The 17,310-nt window shown below is 40.6% G+C and carries 14 protein-coding genes; 10 read left to right on the top strand and 4 right to left on the bottom strand.

Features of this window, described 5'->3' with window-relative positions:
• Window positions 1-77 precede the first annotated feature (77 nt).
• On the bottom strand, window positions 78-488 hold the full coding sequence (locus ACKRAT_RS08595; RefSeq protein ID WP_411842100.1) for a PH domain-containing protein: 411 nt from the start codon (window positions 486-488) through the stop codon (window positions 78-80).
• A gap of 843 nt (window positions 489-1,331) precedes the next feature.
• Here ACKRAT_RS08595 and ACKRAT_RS08590 point away from each other — a divergent pair.
• The 5 genes from ACKRAT_RS08590 (at window position 1,332) to ACKRAT_RS08570 (ending at window position 9,265) form a co-directional block, all read left to right on the top strand.
• Complete coding sequence (locus tag ACKRAT_RS08590; protein WP_411842099.1) at window positions 1,332-2,903, top strand: acyl CoA:acetate/3-ketoacid CoA transferase; 1,572 nt, start codon at window positions 1,332-1,334, stop codon at window positions 2,901-2,903.
• 15 nt (window positions 2,904-2,918) lie between these two features.
• Window positions 2,919-4,442 (top strand): class I adenylate-forming enzyme family protein, encoded by a 1,524-nt coding sequence (locus ACKRAT_RS08585; protein WP_411842098.1) that lies wholly within the window; start codon window positions 2,919-2,921, stop codon window positions 4,440-4,442.
• 85 nt (window positions 4,443-4,527) lie between these two features.
• Window positions 4,528-5,733, top strand: a complete 1,206-nt coding sequence (locus ACKRAT_RS08580) for an acyl-CoA dehydrogenase family protein (RefSeq protein ID WP_411842097.1) — start codon at window positions 4,528-4,530, stop codon at window positions 5,731-5,733.
• A 53-nt stretch (window positions 5,734-5,786) separates the two neighbouring features.
• Window positions 5,787-8,045 (top strand): 3-hydroxyacyl-CoA dehydrogenase NAD-binding domain-containing protein, encoded by a 2,259-nt coding sequence (locus ACKRAT_RS08575; RefSeq protein WP_411842096.1) that lies wholly within the window; start codon window positions 5,787-5,789, stop codon window positions 8,043-8,045.
• 32 nt (window positions 8,046-8,077) lie between these two features.
• A complete protein-coding gene (locus ACKRAT_RS08570) occupies window positions 8,078-9,265 on the top strand; it encodes a thiolase family protein (protein WP_411842095.1) in 1,188 nt (395 codons plus the stop codon).
• Window positions 9,266-9,462: 197 nt separating this feature from the next.
• On the opposite strand, the gene ACKRAT_RS08565 is transcribed toward ACKRAT_RS08570, so the two are convergent.
• Both ACKRAT_RS08565 and ACKRAT_RS08560 read right to left on the bottom strand, forming a co-directional pair.
• A complete protein-coding gene (locus ACKRAT_RS08565) occupies window positions 9,463-10,242 on the bottom strand; it encodes a class I SAM-dependent methyltransferase (protein ID WP_411842094.1) in 780 nt (259 codons plus the stop codon).
• Window positions 10,243-10,301: 59 nt separating this feature from the next.
• Complete coding sequence (locus ACKRAT_RS08560; protein WP_411842093.1) at window positions 10,302-10,931, bottom strand: DUF5067 domain-containing protein; 630 nt, start codon at window positions 10,929-10,931, stop codon at window positions 10,302-10,304.
• Window positions 10,932-11,089: 158 nt separating this feature from the next.
• Here ACKRAT_RS08560 and ACKRAT_RS08555 point away from each other — a divergent pair, with 158 nt between their 5' ends.
• Complete coding sequence (locus ACKRAT_RS08555; protein ID WP_411842092.1) at window positions 11,090-11,599, top strand: hypothetical protein; 510 nt, start codon at window positions 11,090-11,092, stop codon at window positions 11,597-11,599.
• A 42-nt stretch (window positions 11,600-11,641) separates the two neighbouring features.
• Here the strand turns inward: ACKRAT_RS08555 and ACKRAT_RS08550 are convergent, their stop codons facing one another.
• The gene (locus tag ACKRAT_RS08550; RefSeq protein WP_411842091.1) at window positions 11,642-12,559 is read right to left on the bottom strand and encodes a 1,4-dihydroxy-2-naphthoate polyprenyltransferase; all 918 of its coding nucleotides are present in this window, start codon (window positions 12,557-12,559) and stop codon (window positions 11,642-11,644) included.
• 120 nt (window positions 12,560-12,679) lie between these two features.
• On the opposite strand from ACKRAT_RS08550, the gene ACKRAT_RS08545 reads away from it, so the two are divergent.
• From ACKRAT_RS08545 to menB, 4 genes are read left to right on the top strand one after another with little or no spacing between them, the layout of a single operon-like run.
• The gene (locus ACKRAT_RS08545; RefSeq protein WP_411842090.1) at window positions 12,680-14,044 is read left to right on the top strand and encodes an isochorismate synthase MenF; all 1,365 of its coding nucleotides are present in this window, start codon (window positions 12,680-12,682) and stop codon (window positions 14,042-14,044) included.
• A complete protein-coding gene (gene menD / locus ACKRAT_RS08540; protein ID WP_411842089.1) occupies window positions 14,041-15,708 on the top strand; it encodes a 2-succinyl-5-enolpyruvyl-6-hydroxy-3-cyclohexene-1-carboxylic-acid synthase in 1,668 nt (555 codons plus the stop codon). Before ACKRAT_RS08545 ends, menD begins: the two co-directional genes overlap by 4 nt.
• Complete coding sequence (gene menH, locus ACKRAT_RS08535; protein ID WP_411842088.1) at window positions 15,698-16,480, top strand: 2-succinyl-6-hydroxy-2,4-cyclohexadiene-1-carboxylate synthase; 783 nt, start codon at window positions 15,698-15,700, stop codon at window positions 16,478-16,480. Before menD ends, menH begins: the two co-directional genes overlap by 11 nt.
• A gap of 3 nt (window positions 16,481-16,483) precedes the next feature.
• Window positions 16,484-17,302 (top strand): 1,4-dihydroxy-2-naphthoyl-CoA synthase, encoded by an 819-nt coding sequence (menB, locus tag ACKRAT_RS08530; RefSeq protein WP_411842087.1) that lies wholly within the window; start codon window positions 16,484-16,486, stop codon window positions 17,300-17,302.
• Window positions 17,303-17,310 lie beyond the last annotated feature (8 nt).

Raw genomic sequence — 17,310 nt, 5'->3', positions numbered from 1 at the left:
CAGAAATCCAAAACTCTACATGTAGTATACAAAAATAAAATGCCCACTAACCTTAATTGGTCGGTGGGCTGTTTTTATTAAATATTATATTTCATTCCAACACCTTCACGTTTCCGCGATGCATTGGCGGCGCTTCTGATGTGCTCTCGCACATCATGTGGATTTTTCACTTTACTTAGTTTAATGGTCGGATCGCTTTCATCTGCACTAATGATCAATATATATCCTGTATTCATCATTTTCTGTGTGAGTGATTGCTGAACTTCACTGTCTTTTACCTTATATAATTCGATATCTGTTTTACGACCAGACAAAACATAACCTTTCTCTTGTACTTTTAAACGTTCGTTGGTAAGTGTGTATTTAGTGGCAGGGGAGATATAAGTTGTGGCAGTGAATTCAAGTAATGTCTTTTCATCGCCTTCAAAAGCAATTTCCTCTTTAGGCTTTTCTTCTTCAAGTGGCTCAAATGGCAAGTCTTTACTCATAGTAGAACCCTCCTAAAATATGTTATATTAATTGTACCATGTAGTAATTAATAATAAGCGATCTTTTTTGGTTATCCGCATCATTTTTAATCGAATCCCTACTATATATGACGGACGGATAGCGGAAACGAAAAAATGCCTTGGTCAATATATGGTCAACGAGCTGATCAATATACCCATTTGACGAGGTTTTTAACTCCCTCACTGTCCGTTATAACCCCTTGAGACCAAATGGTCTCAAGGGGTTTTTTGCCTTTTATGTGCCATTTTAAAGCTCAACAACAAATAGAACTGAGGAACGGTTGAGTCTGAGCGTCTACCTTGCTTTAAGCAGGTTGGACGCCCTTTTACTTTCAAGTTGGTATAACCGTGTTATCAATAATATACAATCTCTAAAATGCGTAAAGTTACGATGGCCGATAGTGACCCGTTGTAACTTTTTTACGGTTTCTCTCCAGTGAATCTATTGCTAACAATGGTATTTATGTAAAGCACCAATCTTTAATTTGATTGTTTTTTATTTATTTGGACATTTTTTGAGTCATATGTCAATACTTAATTGTTTTAAATTTATTTTGTTAATATTATATGTAATTTCATTTTTAAAAATTTTATACTCATAACCTTAAGGTATTGATATGAAAGCTTTTTTCCTTATTTTTAGTACTAGGTTTTAATATCAGGTTTAAAATTTTTATTTAAATATAGATATAGTTTATTGAAATGAAAACGTTTACAATAATTGTTCGAAGTGATACATTAAAATTATGAAGTGAAAATAAACAGAGGGAGGGTATACATAGTGAAGTTTTTATAGAATAAATAATGTCGGGAGCTTGGAATATGGAGATTATTTCATACAATGATTTAAAAACCATTGTTAACACTGGAGATGTCATTTCCATCGCAGCTTTATCAGTTGCAAACTTACCAGTAGAAATATTAAAGCATATAATTGATGAATACGATGAAACTGGAGAACCGGATAATCTTACATTTGTCATTGCAAATGATATAAGTGATTACGGCGATGGGATTGATCTTGATTCTTTCATTGAGCGGGGTATGGTCAGACGCTTGATAACAAGTTTACTTACAGCATCACCAGTTACTATTAATGCGATTAAAAATAATGAAATTGAAGCATATTTTTTTCCGCAGGGAATTATGGCAGTACAATATCGAAACCAGGCTGCTTCTTCTCCGGGCATGATTACAAAAATAGGTTTAAATACAAATGTCGATTCTAGAAATTCGGGTGGCAAGGTTAATGATATTACAGTTGAAGATCTAGTCTCTTTATTAGAAATTAAAGGAGAAGAATATTTGCATTATGACTTCCCTGTCATTAATGTGGCTCTCTTACGGGGGACATATGCTGATGAAAAAGGGAATATTTTTATGACTCATGAAGCCCATTTGGGAGAAGGATACAGTGTAGCGGCTGCAACCCACAAAAATGGCGGTAAGGTAATTGTTCAAGTTAAAGAAGTGGTTCAAAGTGGCAGTTTCCATTCCACTGCTGTGTTTATTCCCGGTGAACTAGTGGATTATATAGTTGTAAATGAAAACCCCAAATATCATAAGCAGGTGATGCAAAATTATTATGATCCTGCTTTGTCAGGCGACTATCGGGTGAGTGGCATACAGGAGCAATTTATTGAACTTAGTTCCCGTAAAATTATTTTAAGACGGTCTGCACTGTTCCTAAGTGAGGGGGATGTAGTAAGTATTGGTTTTGGTATAAATAATGAACTATCAAACTTATTGATAGAAGAACAAGCTGAGGATCTGGTGCAGCTTAATATTGATACCGGCGTATTTGGAGGGATTATTGGCAGTAAAAATAACTTTGGAATGAACTATAATCTGGATGCGAGAATGCGGCATGATATGACATGGGATTTTATATATAATGGCGGACTTGATATAGCATATCTCAGCTTTGCAGAAATCGATCGGTTTGGAAATGCGAATGTTTCCCGTTTTGGTAATAAGATGAGCGGAAGCGGCGGCTTTATAGACATAAGTCAAACTGTGAAGACTATCATTTTTTCAGGCACTTTGGTTGTGGGGAGTCAATCCACATGTAAAAACAACAAGTTGATAATTGAACAGGAAGGTCACTCACATAAATTTGTAAATAATGTGCAAAGTATGGATTTCAATGCAGCGTATGCGAGAGAACTGAACCAGCAGGTTTTTTATGTGACGGAACGGGCAGTGTTTCAATTGACCCGCGAAGGCTTAAAATTAATTGAAATTTCACCGGGGCTCGATTTACAAAAAGATATCGTTTCAAAAATGGATTTCGATCCTGTTATATCTGACGATTTGAAAGTGATTGATCAGACTATTTTCCAGGAAAAATGGGGGAATTTACATCACTCTATTCAAAAAAGTAATCATTTATAAAAGGGGAAGATAAATATGAATTACGATTGGATTAAAACAAGATCAGATTATGATGAAGTGAAAGCAGCAGTGATTGATCCGATGAAAGGGACTGAATGGTCCTATCAGGATTTGAATATCCGGGCAGAGAATTTAGCAAACCACTTGCATGATCAGGGGATTAAACGTGGGGATGTTGTTGGCATTTTTGCTCCTAATGATGTAGCGATACTGGATTTGTTATTTGCAACTTTTAAAATGGGAGTTGTATTCCTCCCAATAAACTGGCGCCTGAAACCTAATGAGATTGAAAGCATTGTATCAGACTCAGATGTTAAAATGATTTTCTATTCCCAAAAACATAAGGTGAGTCTCCAGGGGATACCAGAAGAATTGATTCACATGGATATCGATTCACAAGAGTATGATGAAATGGTTCATCCAAAAAATCATCGCTCATTTAAAACTGCAGATGTAGAAAGTGATGATCTGGCTTCATTAATGTATACGAGTGGAACTACAGGCTTACCAAAAGGTGTAATGTTCACTTACGATTCATTTATAAGCAATGTAATAAATACAGCACTGACTTACAAAATAAATTCAACCCAAACTACGATTATTTCAACGCCTATGTTCCATGTACTAGGATTTAACGATACAACTTTACCATTGATCATGAGTGGCGGGACCTTGGTTCTTCACCGATATTTCGATGGTAAAGAACTAAATGAATTGATGAAAGAATATGATCCGAATTATTTAATACTCATACCAACTATGTATTATGGAATGCTGGTTGCAGATAATTTTGATATTAATAATTTCAAAAATATCGAATTTCTTATACAGGGCGGTTCTTCACCATTACCGACAGTTCAGAAAAAATTTGAAAGTATGGGTCATACGCTGATTAATGGTTATGGTTTAACTGAAGCACCGCTTGCAATGGTGAATACAGCACATAATGCGGTTAAAAAACCGATGAGTATCGGTAAGCCGGTGATGTATGTGGACATGCGTCTGTTGGATGAAGAATTTAATGATGTCAAAACAGGGGAAATCGGTGAGCTGGCAGTTAAAGGGAAAAACGTAACCCCTGGTTACTGGAACAAACCGGAAGCGACAGCGGACTCATTTGTAGATGGATATTTCTTAACAGGAGACCTGGCTAAGAAAGATGAAGAGGGGGATATATTTATCGTCGATCGTAAGAAAGAATTAATTATTACGGGTGGTGAAAATGTCCTGCCATCTGAAGTGGAAGCCGTATTATCAGAACATCCGCTCGTCAGGCAAACTATAGTTGTTGGTTATGACAGCCCTAAATACGGAGAATCCATCTCTGCGGCTGTAGTCCTTTCAGAAGAAAATGCAAATTTTGAATCTATTTTAGATGAACATATGAGAGAAAAGCTGGCAGGTTACAAAGTACCAAGATTGTATTTGAAACTGAATGATATCCCATTAAATTCAACAGCTAAACCTGACAAGTTGGAGTTACAGAAAATGATGAATAAAAAAGCCCAGGAAGAAAGTCAGGAAGATGAACTGGTATAACCGATATCAGTCATAAAACTTTTATACGTTATATTTTTTTCGAACATAATGTAAGCGTTATCATTAAAGTGGTGGGGGATTTTATATGACAGCAAAACAAGAATTATTAAAAGAATTATACCCGGAGGACTTATTGAGCATTTCCAAAGAATTGACAGAAGGGGAAGTTCAATTTCTTAAAAATCTCAATGATCTATTAGAAGAAAAGTACCGTAATTCAATCAATGAACATTGGATAAATGCAACTGTACCTGAAGAATTTTTCGATGATATGGGGAAATTGAACTACTTTAATAATCCAATGCTTTTTGAAGGTCGGGAAGGCGCAAGAACAACGAGTCAAATGTTTCAATTCTTTATGTCCTACACAATTGCAAGATTTGATGTATCGCTGGTAACCATTCTTGGTGTGCATCAGGGGCTCGGGCACAATGCATTCCTGTTTGGCGGGAGCAAAGAACAAGTTGCATATTATATTCCAAAGTTACAGTCTCATGAATTGAGAACGTGTTTTGCTCTGACCGAGCCTGAGCATGGGTCCGATGTAGCCGGTGGACTGGAAACCACTGCAAAAAGAGAAGGCGGTCAATGGATTTTAAATGGGGCAAAAAAATGGATTGGCGGCGCCAATGTTTCAGATGTCATTCCAGTTTTTGCAGTAGATGCAGATACTGGTAAACCAAAAGGTTTTATCATCCGGCCAGAGCAGGAGGGTGTCGATATAGACATTATAGAAAACAAAATCGCTTTAAGAATTATTCCCAACACCAATATACATTTAAAAAATGTTGTTGTGGAAGAGGAGAATAGATTAAAAAATATTAACAGCTTTAAAGATATTGCGAAAGTACTGTATTCTACACGTGCCGGGGTTGCATACATGGCAACAGGTGCATTGGCAGGGGCATTACGTGCAACTATAGATTATGTGACAGAACGTAAGCAGTTCGGCAAAGAGATTAGTAAATACCAATTAATACAGGAGAAGCTGGCAATGATGCAGGGGAATCTATCTCATGCGATGGCTTTATCTGCTCAGCTTGCACGTATGCAGGAAAACGGTGAATATGATGAAGTGGCGACTTCAACTGCCAAAATGATGAATGCATTAAGGTTGAGAGAATCAGTTGCGATGGGTCGCGGTATTACAGGAGGAAATGGAATATTGGCAGAGTATGATATCGCCAGATTCTTCTCTGATGCTGAAGCAGTCTACACTTATGAAGGTACTCATGAAATTAATGCATTGGTGATTGGGAGAGCATTAACAGGTAATTCTGCATTTATATAAGCCCAGAAGAGACGAGTGAAATTACTTGATACAAAATATATGGAGGGTTTTTCATGACGATAAGAAAAGCAACCGTGTTAGGCGCAGGTGTCATGGGCAGTCAAATTGCTGCCCTGCTTGTTAATGCTGGTTTAAAAGTAAAATTACTGGATATGGCTATTGATGAGAAAGAACCGAATAAAATTTCTGAAAAAGCCTACAATATGATTACTGATTCAAAGCGGCCACAATTATTTGATTTAGATTTCGCCTCTAATTTAACTTACGGCAATTTTGAGGAAGATTTATCACAACAGGATGACTCAGATATTTTTATTGAAGCGGTAAAAGAAGAGCTGGATATCAAGCATGATATCTGGAATAAAGTGAGAAAAATCGCCCCAAAAAAGGCATTATTTGCAACAAATACCTCGGGCATTCCAATCGAGGCGATATCAAAAGTCTTCAGTGATGATGAAAGAAAGAGGTTCATTGGCATGCACTTCTTCAATCCGCCGCGCATTATGAAACTTGTTGAAATCATCCCTGCTTCTGAAACTGCCTCCGAAACAGTTGAAGCAGTTCAAGCTTTTGCAGAGGATGTACTAGGTAAAGGCGTGGTAGTTGCAAATGATGTACCTGCATTTGTTGCCAACCGTGTAGGGACTCAGACGATGAATGATGTGATGTATCGTGCGGAAGCACAAAGCTTTTCTATCACTGAGACAGATGCGTTAACAGGACGCAGCATTGGCCGGCCGAGCATGGGAACATATGGACTGGTGGACTTGGTAGGACTTGATATTGCGGTAACAGTGATTAAAGGGCTCCAGCAGATCCCTGAAGAAAAAGATTTTTTCCATGACACACAAATCGCCGGTAAACTCATGGAAAAGGGAGCGCTGGGAAGAAAGACGAAACAAGGCTTTTATAAAAAAGAAAAGAAAGCAATTCTCGTCTTTGATCCGGAAGCAAAAGACTATGTGGAGCAGAAGCAACCGAATTTTGAACTGCTGAAAAGCTTCAGCAAAGACTTGAAAGAAAATATGGATGTGATTTTTAATGCTGATGACAAAGCCGGTATATTCCTATGGGAAACACTTAGAAATAATTTTTATTATTCCGCACTCAACGTACCGAAAGCAGCGTCAGACTTCAAAGATATAGATCGTGCAATGATCTGGGGGTTCAACTGGAAAAAAGGGCCATTCCAACTGTGGGATTTAATGGGCTTTGACCGTGTCAAAGAACGCATGAAAAAAGAACTGGGTGACTTGCCGGAATGGATAGAAAATCGTAATTCACCATTTTATGCTGATGATGAATCGATAGAGCGGGTGACACCAGTATCAGAGTTCATAGACAGTGAGATATGGAATCGGGAAGATTCCAATCTATCGATTGCGAATAAAGATCAGCTCTTACTGAAACTGCAGAGCAGGAACAATATTATCTCAGATGGTTTTGCTGATGATCTGATTGAATCTATCGATATGCTAGAAAGTGAAGATTATTCGAGCATGGTGATATATGCAGGAGGAAAGAACTTCAGTGTCGGCGCTAATTTATACCAGATGAAAAAAGCGCATGAAACGAAGCAGGTCGAAGACCTGGTCGGTCCTGCAATTGATAAGCTTCACAACAGTTTCAGTCGTTTGAAATATGCCTTGAAGCCGATAGTGACAGCAGTACAAGGGAAAACATTAGGCGGTGGCTGTGAAGTGGTGATGCATTCACCATTTGTAGTGGCTGCCAGTGAAACCTATATGGGCCTTGTAGAGACCGGTGTCGGATTGCTTCCTAGTGGCGGGGGGCTTGCTGAAATGGCGGACAGAGTCCTCGGAACGGAGCACAAACACAATGACAAACAAAAATCGATGACGGAAGTCCTGACTAATATAGGTTTTGCAAAAGTGTCAACGAACGCTTATGAAGCTCGGAGATATGGTTATCTGAGAGAAACAGACACCATTATATTGAATACGGAGAGAAGAGTAGAAGTTGCATTAAACAGAGCGCGATATGAGTCAGAGACCAATTATGTCCCTAAACCGGAACTGAAATATTTTGCTTTAGGAAGGGATTATAAAGCGCTCGCTCAAGGACAATTAGATGCGCAGCGTGTAGGTAACTTTATCAGTGACCATGACTATAAAATCACTTTAAGTATCGCGGATGTTTTATCCGGAGGAGATTTGCCGCGTAACACTTATATCAATCAAAGATACCTTCAAAAACTTGAAAAACAAAAATTCCTAATGCTGCTGCAAAACGAAAAAACGTACAATCGGATTTCACATATGTTGGATACAGGCCAGCCTTTACGAAATTAAAAATTGCGGAAACAGAGAAAGGGTGAAAGTTAATGCAAGATGCATATATAGTAGCTTATGGGCGTTCTGCTGCTGGTAAAGGAAAGTTAAGCGGTGCCATGGCCCACGAAAGACCTGATGAAGTTGCAGCACAAGTACTGAAAGGGGTCCTGGATAGAGTTGATGGTCAATTCAATCCCGATATGGTGCAGGATGTTATAGTTGGGAATTCCTTTCCCGAGGGCTTGCAGGGGCAAAATATTGCACGTTCGATTGCGTTGCTTGCCGGGATGTCCAACGAAGTTCCAGGTCAAACTGTGAACCGTTATTGTTCTTCGGGTCTTCAGACAATCGCGATTGCGGCTAATCAGATTATGTCTGACCAAGCAGATATTCTAGTAGCCGGCGGAGTTGAATTAATGAGTGCTGTTCCTATGGGGGGTAATGAGCCGACCAATAACCCGATACTCCAGGATGAAGATACCGGAGTGTCTTATCCAATGGGTCTGACTGCCGAGATGGTAGCTGAAGAATATAAAATCTCACGGGAAGATCAGGATGCTTATTCCGTTCAAAGTCACCAACGTGCTAAAAGTGCCCAGGATTCAGGGAAGTTCGATGACGAAATTATTCCTATTGAAGTGAATAAAGTATCGTATGATAATAAGGGCCCTGTAGTAACAAAAGATATATTTGATACTGACGAACTTGTGCGTCCTGATACGAACATGGAAACTTTAGCAAAGTTACCCACTGTGTTCAAAGCCGATGGGACAGTAACAGCAGGTTCATCTGCACCACTTACAGACGGTTCGGGTTTTGTGGTTGTGATGTCCGGAGACAAAGTTAAAGAATTGGGCGTTACACCTATTGCACGATTTGTCGGTTTCAAGGCAGTGGGTGTTGATCCAAAAGTCATGGGAATCGGTCCAGCCTATGCCATTCCGGAAGTATTAAAATTATCTGATCTAACTGTCGATGATATGGATTTAATCGAATTAAATGAAGCATTTGCATCACAAACTGTTGCCTCTATCAGACATGCAGAATTAGATATTAATAAAACGAATGTTAATGGAGGCGCAATTTCATTAGGCCACCCTCTTGGAGCATCAGGAGCAATGCTGACTGCAAGACTGCTTTCTGAAATGAAAAAAAGACCAGAGTCCAAGTATGGCATGGTAACCATGTGCATTGGAGTAGGTATGGGAGCAGCAGGCATATTTGAATATGTTAGATAGCGAAATAATTGAATGCTATGAAAGATAATGGTGGATATTGATTAATAATATACTGCCTGAAATCATCTGAAAATGAATGATTGATAATAACCTCTAAATCCATGGATCTAGAGGTTATTATCAATAGTAATAGCTAAACTTAATGTGCTATTAAAGAGTTGGTTATTGTAAGTTATAAGAAGGTTCTAAGTATATGACTAGTTGCCAGTATCTATATACCCATAGTGGACCTGGCTTGTTTTTCTCTTTATTTGTTCAAATCCCAAGTTTTTAAATCTTTGGCTTTTCCAATGATCTTTTAATACTATTCTTTGTTTTGCCACTCTTTTTGCTTCTTCAATTGTTTCGGCTTTAATATCAATTTTTAACGTTTGATTATTAATTTTCTGGATGGCACTTGATGACTCAATGCTTTCTTGGAACATTGGATCGAAGTAGACGATATCGTAACTGTTGTCCGGCAGCTCCTTTAAGTAATCATGATGGTCTGCGTGGATTGTTTGTATCCGTCTCATTGCATCATTTATCTCTACTACGTTACTTTGGTATATTTTTAATCCTTCGGTTACGAGCATATAGAGTAGGGGATTGGCTTCAATCGAAGTGACTTTTCCTTGTTGCTTTGTGATGAGGCTTGCAATGATACTGTCTGCAGCGAGTCCCATGGTACAATCCAATATACTCATATTTTCTGCTAATTTTGCCGCTTCTATAAAGGTATCTTTTTCACCTTTGAGTAGGCGCTTTGCTCTGATCATTGAGAGATTGGGGTGGAAATATATGTGTTCTTTTGTGGATAGGGGGATGATCGTTATTTTATTCCTGCCGACAATTGCGATAGAGGTTTGGTACTGACTGAACAAAGTATCAATACTTTGTTTTTTTCTTTCTATGTAAGAACAATTGTATTTATCTGCAATTATTTTGGCATGAGCGATGGCTGTTTCATCAGTTTTTCCGCCTGTAGTGATTATCATATTTAACCTGCCTATATAAATACCCCCTGAAGAACAGGGGGTAAGTGATTGAGGGATTACTATTCAGATTCTTCTTCACCAGATGACCCGCCTGAACCTTCCAACTCGATAGTGTGATCGAGCGGTTCTGAGCTTTCTTCAGCCATTGGATTATCACGACTTTGAAGCACTGTTTCCAGTTCCGGATCCAGCGGTCCGTATGCAACAACAGCTGTTGTTGTCTCACCTGATTCCACCAATTCATCTGCTGCTGCGGCTTTGTCACTCTTTTCAAAGTCTTCAGGGAGATCCATTGTTAAGTTATCCAACGGTATCTCTGAACCTTCGCTCAGTTGTCTTACAGCAAGATCGAGGCCAAATGCTTCCTGTGGAGCAGTGGCAACATCTGAGTTGTTGGTAAATTCGAATTCGAGTATCACCACTTCCGTCGGTCCGGTTTCTTCACCTTCGGCAGCTTCTTCAGTTTCTTCTTCACTCGCAGTGGGTTCAATTGAATACTGGGTGAATTCCGCAAACTTGAAGTCGCCATATTCTCCGGAGTAGGAAACATTTCCGTTTTCGGAAGCATTGCTTTGTTCTTCTGTAGACTCTTCCCCAGAAGACTCTTCTGCTGAGTCATTGCCGCCGCAAGCGCCTAGCAGGAGCACGGTTGATAAACCGCCGGCGAGCAAATATTTCTTTAAACTCATATTATTTTTCCCCCTAAAATATAGATACATTTCTAAGTATAATATAATTTTTAGAATAATCAATATTATTTCGAGAATTGAAATAGTTAATGTTTTATTCTTTTTGTATGAATGTAGTATAATGAAACTAAATCATAATATGGATATGGGGAATGCCTATGTTTTCTTATCATGAAATCAATTTGTATCTGGATGGTATCGATCTCCCAAAACCTTTGAGCGAAATAACAGAAGAGCCGCATGATTTTAATGGCCTGGAGTTTCAATTCTTAATGAATGTCAAAAAATATTTAAGCGAAAAATTGGACTACGAAAGCTACAGATCAAAAGTGGTCCATTGCATCGGAACCTGCCGGTACAATCTGACGCAGATTGGACTTTATCTTCTGCTGGAGGATGAAATCATTTTTGTACATACTTCAACGTTGAAGTTCAATGAGGAAAGTCCGGAGTGGTCTGTGAGTTTCTATCCCTATAAAGAGGTAGTCTCCCTTGAGTTTAATGACGACGATTTCAACCGTGGTAATTATGAATCCGGTGTTATGTTCATCAAGCTGAGTAATGCAAAAGGAATCACCCGGACGAAAACGATTCGTAATGTGAATCCAAATCATTTTGACTGTGTCCGTGAATTCCATACAAAGATGCTGCAGCAAAGATATATATGACAGAAAGAAAGGGTTGAGAAATAAATCTCAACCCTTTTGTGCCTATATCCCTGTTACTCCATTGATCACAAGACCAATTGTAAGTAACAGTCCGAATATCGTATTTAATTTCCCCATGGCGGCCATTGCCGGAATGAGTTCCTGCGGTGTGTTTCCCCGCCACATCAGCCGGACAGTCTTTATAAACAACGGCAGGGATAATAATGTGAGAAGCAGGAACACTGATCCGAATGGTTTGAATAAAGCAATCCAGATAATGAAGATATAGCAGAATGCCAAAAGTGCCGCAGTCGTTATGACAGCGATTGGCTTACCGACAAGTATGACGTATGTTTTCCTGCCGCTTTCTTTATCTTTCACCCGGTCCCTGACATTATTCGCCATATTGATCAGACCGATTGTGATGGCTACCGGTATTGAGATCAGCAGTGGGAAGTAATGCAGTGTTTCTGCATGGATGAAAAATGTAATCATGATGATGACGGTACCCATGAAAAAGCCTGCGAATATTTCACCGAATGGTGTCCACGATATGGGGTAGGGGCCGCCTGTATAAAAATATCCTACGGCCATTGATATCGCACCGACGGCCAATACCCAGAGCGATGTGTTAAAAGCGATATATATGCCAATCAAACCTGCAATGATATAAAAGACGACAGCAATATTCAGTACTGTCCGGGGGGACATGCCGTTTCGGACGATTGCACCTGCAATTCCTACCGAATCTGCACTGTCCAGTCCTTTTTTAAAGTCGAAATACTCATTGAACATATTCGTTGCGGATTGGATGAGGAGCGTCGCAATCATCATTGCGATGAACATATCCCATCTTATCGGCGCAAACAACAAGACGCTTGCCGTTCCCACTAAAACCGGCACAAACCCTGCTGTCAGTGTGTGCGGGCGGGTAAGGCTGATATACTTCTTGACGCCGGTGTGTGTTTCTGTACCTTGCATGACCATCTTCCTTTATGAATAAATATGATAACAATTTTAACACATTTAATTATATACGATACACACCAATATGAATAAATGATAAAATAGTAGTAATTATGCTGAAAGAAGTGTGTATTAATGAACTTGGAAGCGTACAAAACCATCCTGGATAATATAAGTCTAAATTCGGATAAAACCTATCTTTCATTACAGTTGCCCTTCCATGAGATGGAAATAGATGAAAGAAAACTGTTTGCCCACTTCGAATCTGAACTGGGATCCAGGTACTGGTTCCGTTCGAAAGATGAGACTTACAATTCTGTAGGAATTGGTTATCTGGAAACAATAAGAAGAGACAGGTATTCTGCAGAAACTCTATCTCAGGAAAAAGATAAATTATACGGTAAAATCCAGCATGTTGTGCTGGAGGAGGGAATAAATTCCCGTCTCAGCCTCTTCGGGGGCACGCGTTTTGACAGTAAAGATACGACTGATGAATGGAACGATTTCGCCATGGTTGAATTCCATTTGCCGAAGTGGCAGTTCGATTTGAAAAATCGTGTTCTTTTCTATTCTGTAAGTATAGCGGAAGTGGATTTAAAGACTGTGCTTTCCGATATTTCAGGGGAACTTGAAGAGATTGAGAAAACAGAAGTACTCATCAACGGTAAACCTGAAATCAATATGGAAAAAGACTTGTTTCCAGACGAATGGAAATCACTTGTTGATCAGACAGTAGATGTTTTGGATGAAACGAGTTTCAGGAAAGTGGTGCTGGCGAGACAAAGATTAATAACTTTCAAGTCCCCGGCGGACCCGCTTTTTTTACTGGAAAGACTGGATAATGAAAAAGGGACATATACGGTTTACTACGAGAAGAACAAATCGGCATTTATCTCTAAATCACCTGAGAAGCTGTTTGATGTCAAAGATGATAAATTAAGGACGAATGCGGTTGCCGGTTCAGCAGAGAGAACGCATGATGAAGCGCGGGACAAAGATCAGAAGTCTTTCCTTCTGAATGATGATAAGAACCGCTATGAGCATGAATTGGTCCGTGAATCCATCGTCAGTGATCTTGAGCCCTACAGTGACTGGGTGGAATATGCTCCGGAACCGGATATTATGGAGAATAAATATATTTATCATCTTCATACGGCGATCAAAGCGACTTTGAACAATGATACAGGCGTATTCGAGCTTCTCGATGCAATTCATCCGACACCTGCTGTTGGTGGATTGCCGAAGAAAAAAGCCAGGGAATATATCATGAATGAAGAATATGGCACCCGTGGACTGTATGCGGCGCCGGTCGGTATCATTCATGAAGATAATGAATGTGAATTCGTCGTATCCATCAGATCCATGCTCATACAATCAAACAACGCCACATTATTCGCAGGCTGCGGCATTGTCAAAGGCTCTTCGAGCGAGAAGGAATTTGAAGAGACCCAGGTGAAATTTACACCGATGTTGAATGTACTGGAGGCAAATAACGAATGAATCATCAGGAGTTATTAACAAGGCAGGTATTTACACTCGTCGATGCTTTATGGTCGTATGGGATGGAGGAAGTAGTCATCAGTCCCGGCTCACGGTCGACGCCACTGGCGATTGCAGCAGAGCTGCACCCCGGAATAAAGACGTATATCCACCCTGACGAACGGAGTGCGGCATTCTTTGCCCTGGGGCTGTCTAAAGCGTACCATTCACCGGTTGGAATTATATGTACATCCGGAACTGCAGCTGCGAACTATACGCCGGCGATGGCAGAAGCGGATCTGAGTCATATTCCGCTGATTGCCTTAACGGCGGACCGGCCGCATGAACTGAGAGATACAGGGGCACCGCAGTCGATCGACCAGAATAATATGTATCGAAACTATGTTAAGTTCTATACTGAACTGCCGCTTGCGGATATGCATGCAACTGCGGTTGAGCTGATAGAGTCCAAAATACTGCAGTGTGCCAAATATTTTACAGGAATTGACATTGGACCGGTCCATATCAATATACCGGTACGGGAGCCGCTCATGCCGGATGTGACGATGCTTGAGCTGTTCCACAGGACACAAAAACACTCTCCAGGATACCGGATGGTGGATGCTTCTGCAGATCAATTTGAAGGGACGGGCCTTTTATTCATCGGTGAAACGGTGGAAGACATCACCGGTATTGAACGTGTGGTTGACAGGGACGGTTTAACGGTTATTGCCGATCCCAGACAGCATTTACGTAAATCGTTAAAGAATGCTGTTACCCATCATGATCTGATATTTAATGCGCTCAGTGATGAGCAGTATAAATTCATAGAAGAGAATGTTGATTTTATACTTAGAATCGGTGAGCCGTTAACATCGAAAGCAGCCAATAAATTTCTGGCTGCCACAAAGATTCCGCAGTATGTAATCAGCGAGCTGCAGTCTGTTAAAACATATCCTGTTTCACCGGCAGCGTCATATACCGGCCGCGTTACAGACACTTTGGAACACCTAGTGTTTTCAGGCGGGAATGCGCGGTTTAAAAATTGGCTGACGGATATCGACGGATTCATTACGGAATATATCGATGAACATATCAGTGATTTTTCGGATGAAGGCCGTTTTACGTATAACATCATCCAGAGCACCCGTGAAGAACGATCCTTTTTCCTGTCAAGCAGCATGCCGATCCGGGATATGGAACGGTATGATACTTTGAATGTCCATTCCATCTATGCCAACCGGGGAGCGAACGGAATCGACGGCGTCGTGTCCTCTGCGCTGGGTACAGCTGTTAAAAGACCCGTGACACTGATGATCGGGGATATCGCACTGTACCATGATATGAATGGACTGATCATCTCCAAGCTTGAAGGCATAGATATCAATATTATCGTCTTCAACAATAACGGTGGGGGGATTTTCAGCTTCCTGCCCCAGTATTCGGATAAAAATCATTTTGAGCGGTTGTTTGGAACGCCGCTGGATCTAGACTTCACGCATACGGCGGCGCTTTATGATTTCAATCATATAACAGTCGCTGAAGTGGATGAGATTGATGGGGATCTGGTGAATAGACCCGGCAGGAACTTGATAGAGATAAAGACCGATAGGGATAAAAACCTGAAGGAACACCAAAAGCTCAAAAATGATATTGCGGAAATGGTGAAAGCCATTGAACATTAATTATAAGTTCAATGATACAGACAGCAGTGAGACGGTATTATTGCTGCATGGTTTCCTGTCGGATATGAACAGCATGAAAACTGTTGCTGATCAGATAAGCGAACATTTCAATGTACTGAGTGTAGACCTTCCCGGTTTCGGAAAGACACCGAGTACAGGGAACTATACGATGGATGACGTGTCAGAGAGCCTTGCTTCGCTGATAGAGTCACTGAACCTCGGAAAAGTGCATATAATCGGTTATTCCATGGGCGGCAGAGTTGCTGTTTCTTTCATGGTAAACCACCCTGAGAAGGTTCAGTCAGCAGTGCTCGAAAGTACTTCACCCGGCATCAGCGACATCTCAGAAAGACAAAGAAGATTTCAAGTGGATTATGCAAGAGCAGAAAAAATAGTGTCGGATTTCTCCGCATTCATCAATGAATGGGAGCAGATGGGATTATTCAGCACACAAAATGCTATGGATTCTGAAACCCAACTGAGTCAAAGAGCTAGCAGACTGGCCCAGAATCCGGATGGTGCAGCGGACAGCTTACTTAAATACGGGACGGGGATACAGCGGTCGTATTGGAACGATCTGAAATCCGTCAATTCCCCTGTACTGCTGATTGCCGGGGAGCAGGATAAAAAGTTTGCGGCAATCAATCGTAAAATGAATGATCTGCTGCCCAATTCACAATTTGTGCTCATTCAGGGTGCCGGACACAACATTCATATGGAAGCAGCGGATAAGTTTGGTATAATAATATTAGAGTTTTTAATAGGAGGCTGAACAATGGCTAGAGAATGGCAAACACTGAAAGAATACAGGGAAATTAAGTATGAATTTTATAATGGGATTGCGAAAGTGACAATCAACCGTCCGGAAGTACGCAATGCCTTTACACCGCTTACTGTAAATGAAATGATCGATGCATTTACAAGAGCGAGGGATGATCAGAATGTAGGCGTAATTGTACTCGCCGGTGAAGGCGATATGGCATTCTGCTCAGGCGGAGACCAGTCGGTACGCGGGCACGGCGGCTACGTCGGGGAAGATAACGTTCCACGCTTGAACGTATTGGATCTGCAGCGTCTGATCCGTGTCATTCCGAAACCTGTCGTTGCGATGGTTTCAGGCTATGCTATCGGCGGCGGACATGTATTGCATGTCGTATGTGATTTAACGATTGCTGCAGACAATGCACGTTTTGGCCAGACCGGTCCGAAAGTGGGATCATTTGATGCAGGTTACGGTGCAGGGTATCTCGCTAGGATAATCGGACATAAAAAAGCGCGTGAAATCTGGTACCTATGCAGACAGTACAATGCTGAAGACGCTTTGGATATGGGTCTTGTGAACACAGTTGTTCCGCTGGAAGAACTGGAAGATGAAACAGTCCAGTGGTGTGAAGAGATGATGGAACATTCTCCAACGGCACTGCGTCTGCTGAAAGCGGGTATGAATGCAGATACAGATGGTCTTGCAGGATTACAGCAAATGGCCGGGGATGCGACATTGCTTTATTACACGACTGATGAAGCCAAAGAAGGCAGAGAAGCATTCAAAGAAAAAAGAAAACCGGATTTCGATCAATTCCCGAGATTCCCATAAGTCTATTT

The organism is Salinicoccus sp. HZC-1, from assembly GCF_046736035.1.
Classification (GTDB): Bacteria; Bacillota; Bacilli; order Staphylococcales; family Salinicoccaceae; genus Salinicoccus.
The sequence above is the reverse complement of the archived record's forward strand: the minus strand, read 5'-3'. Positions and strand labels throughout refer to the sequence as shown.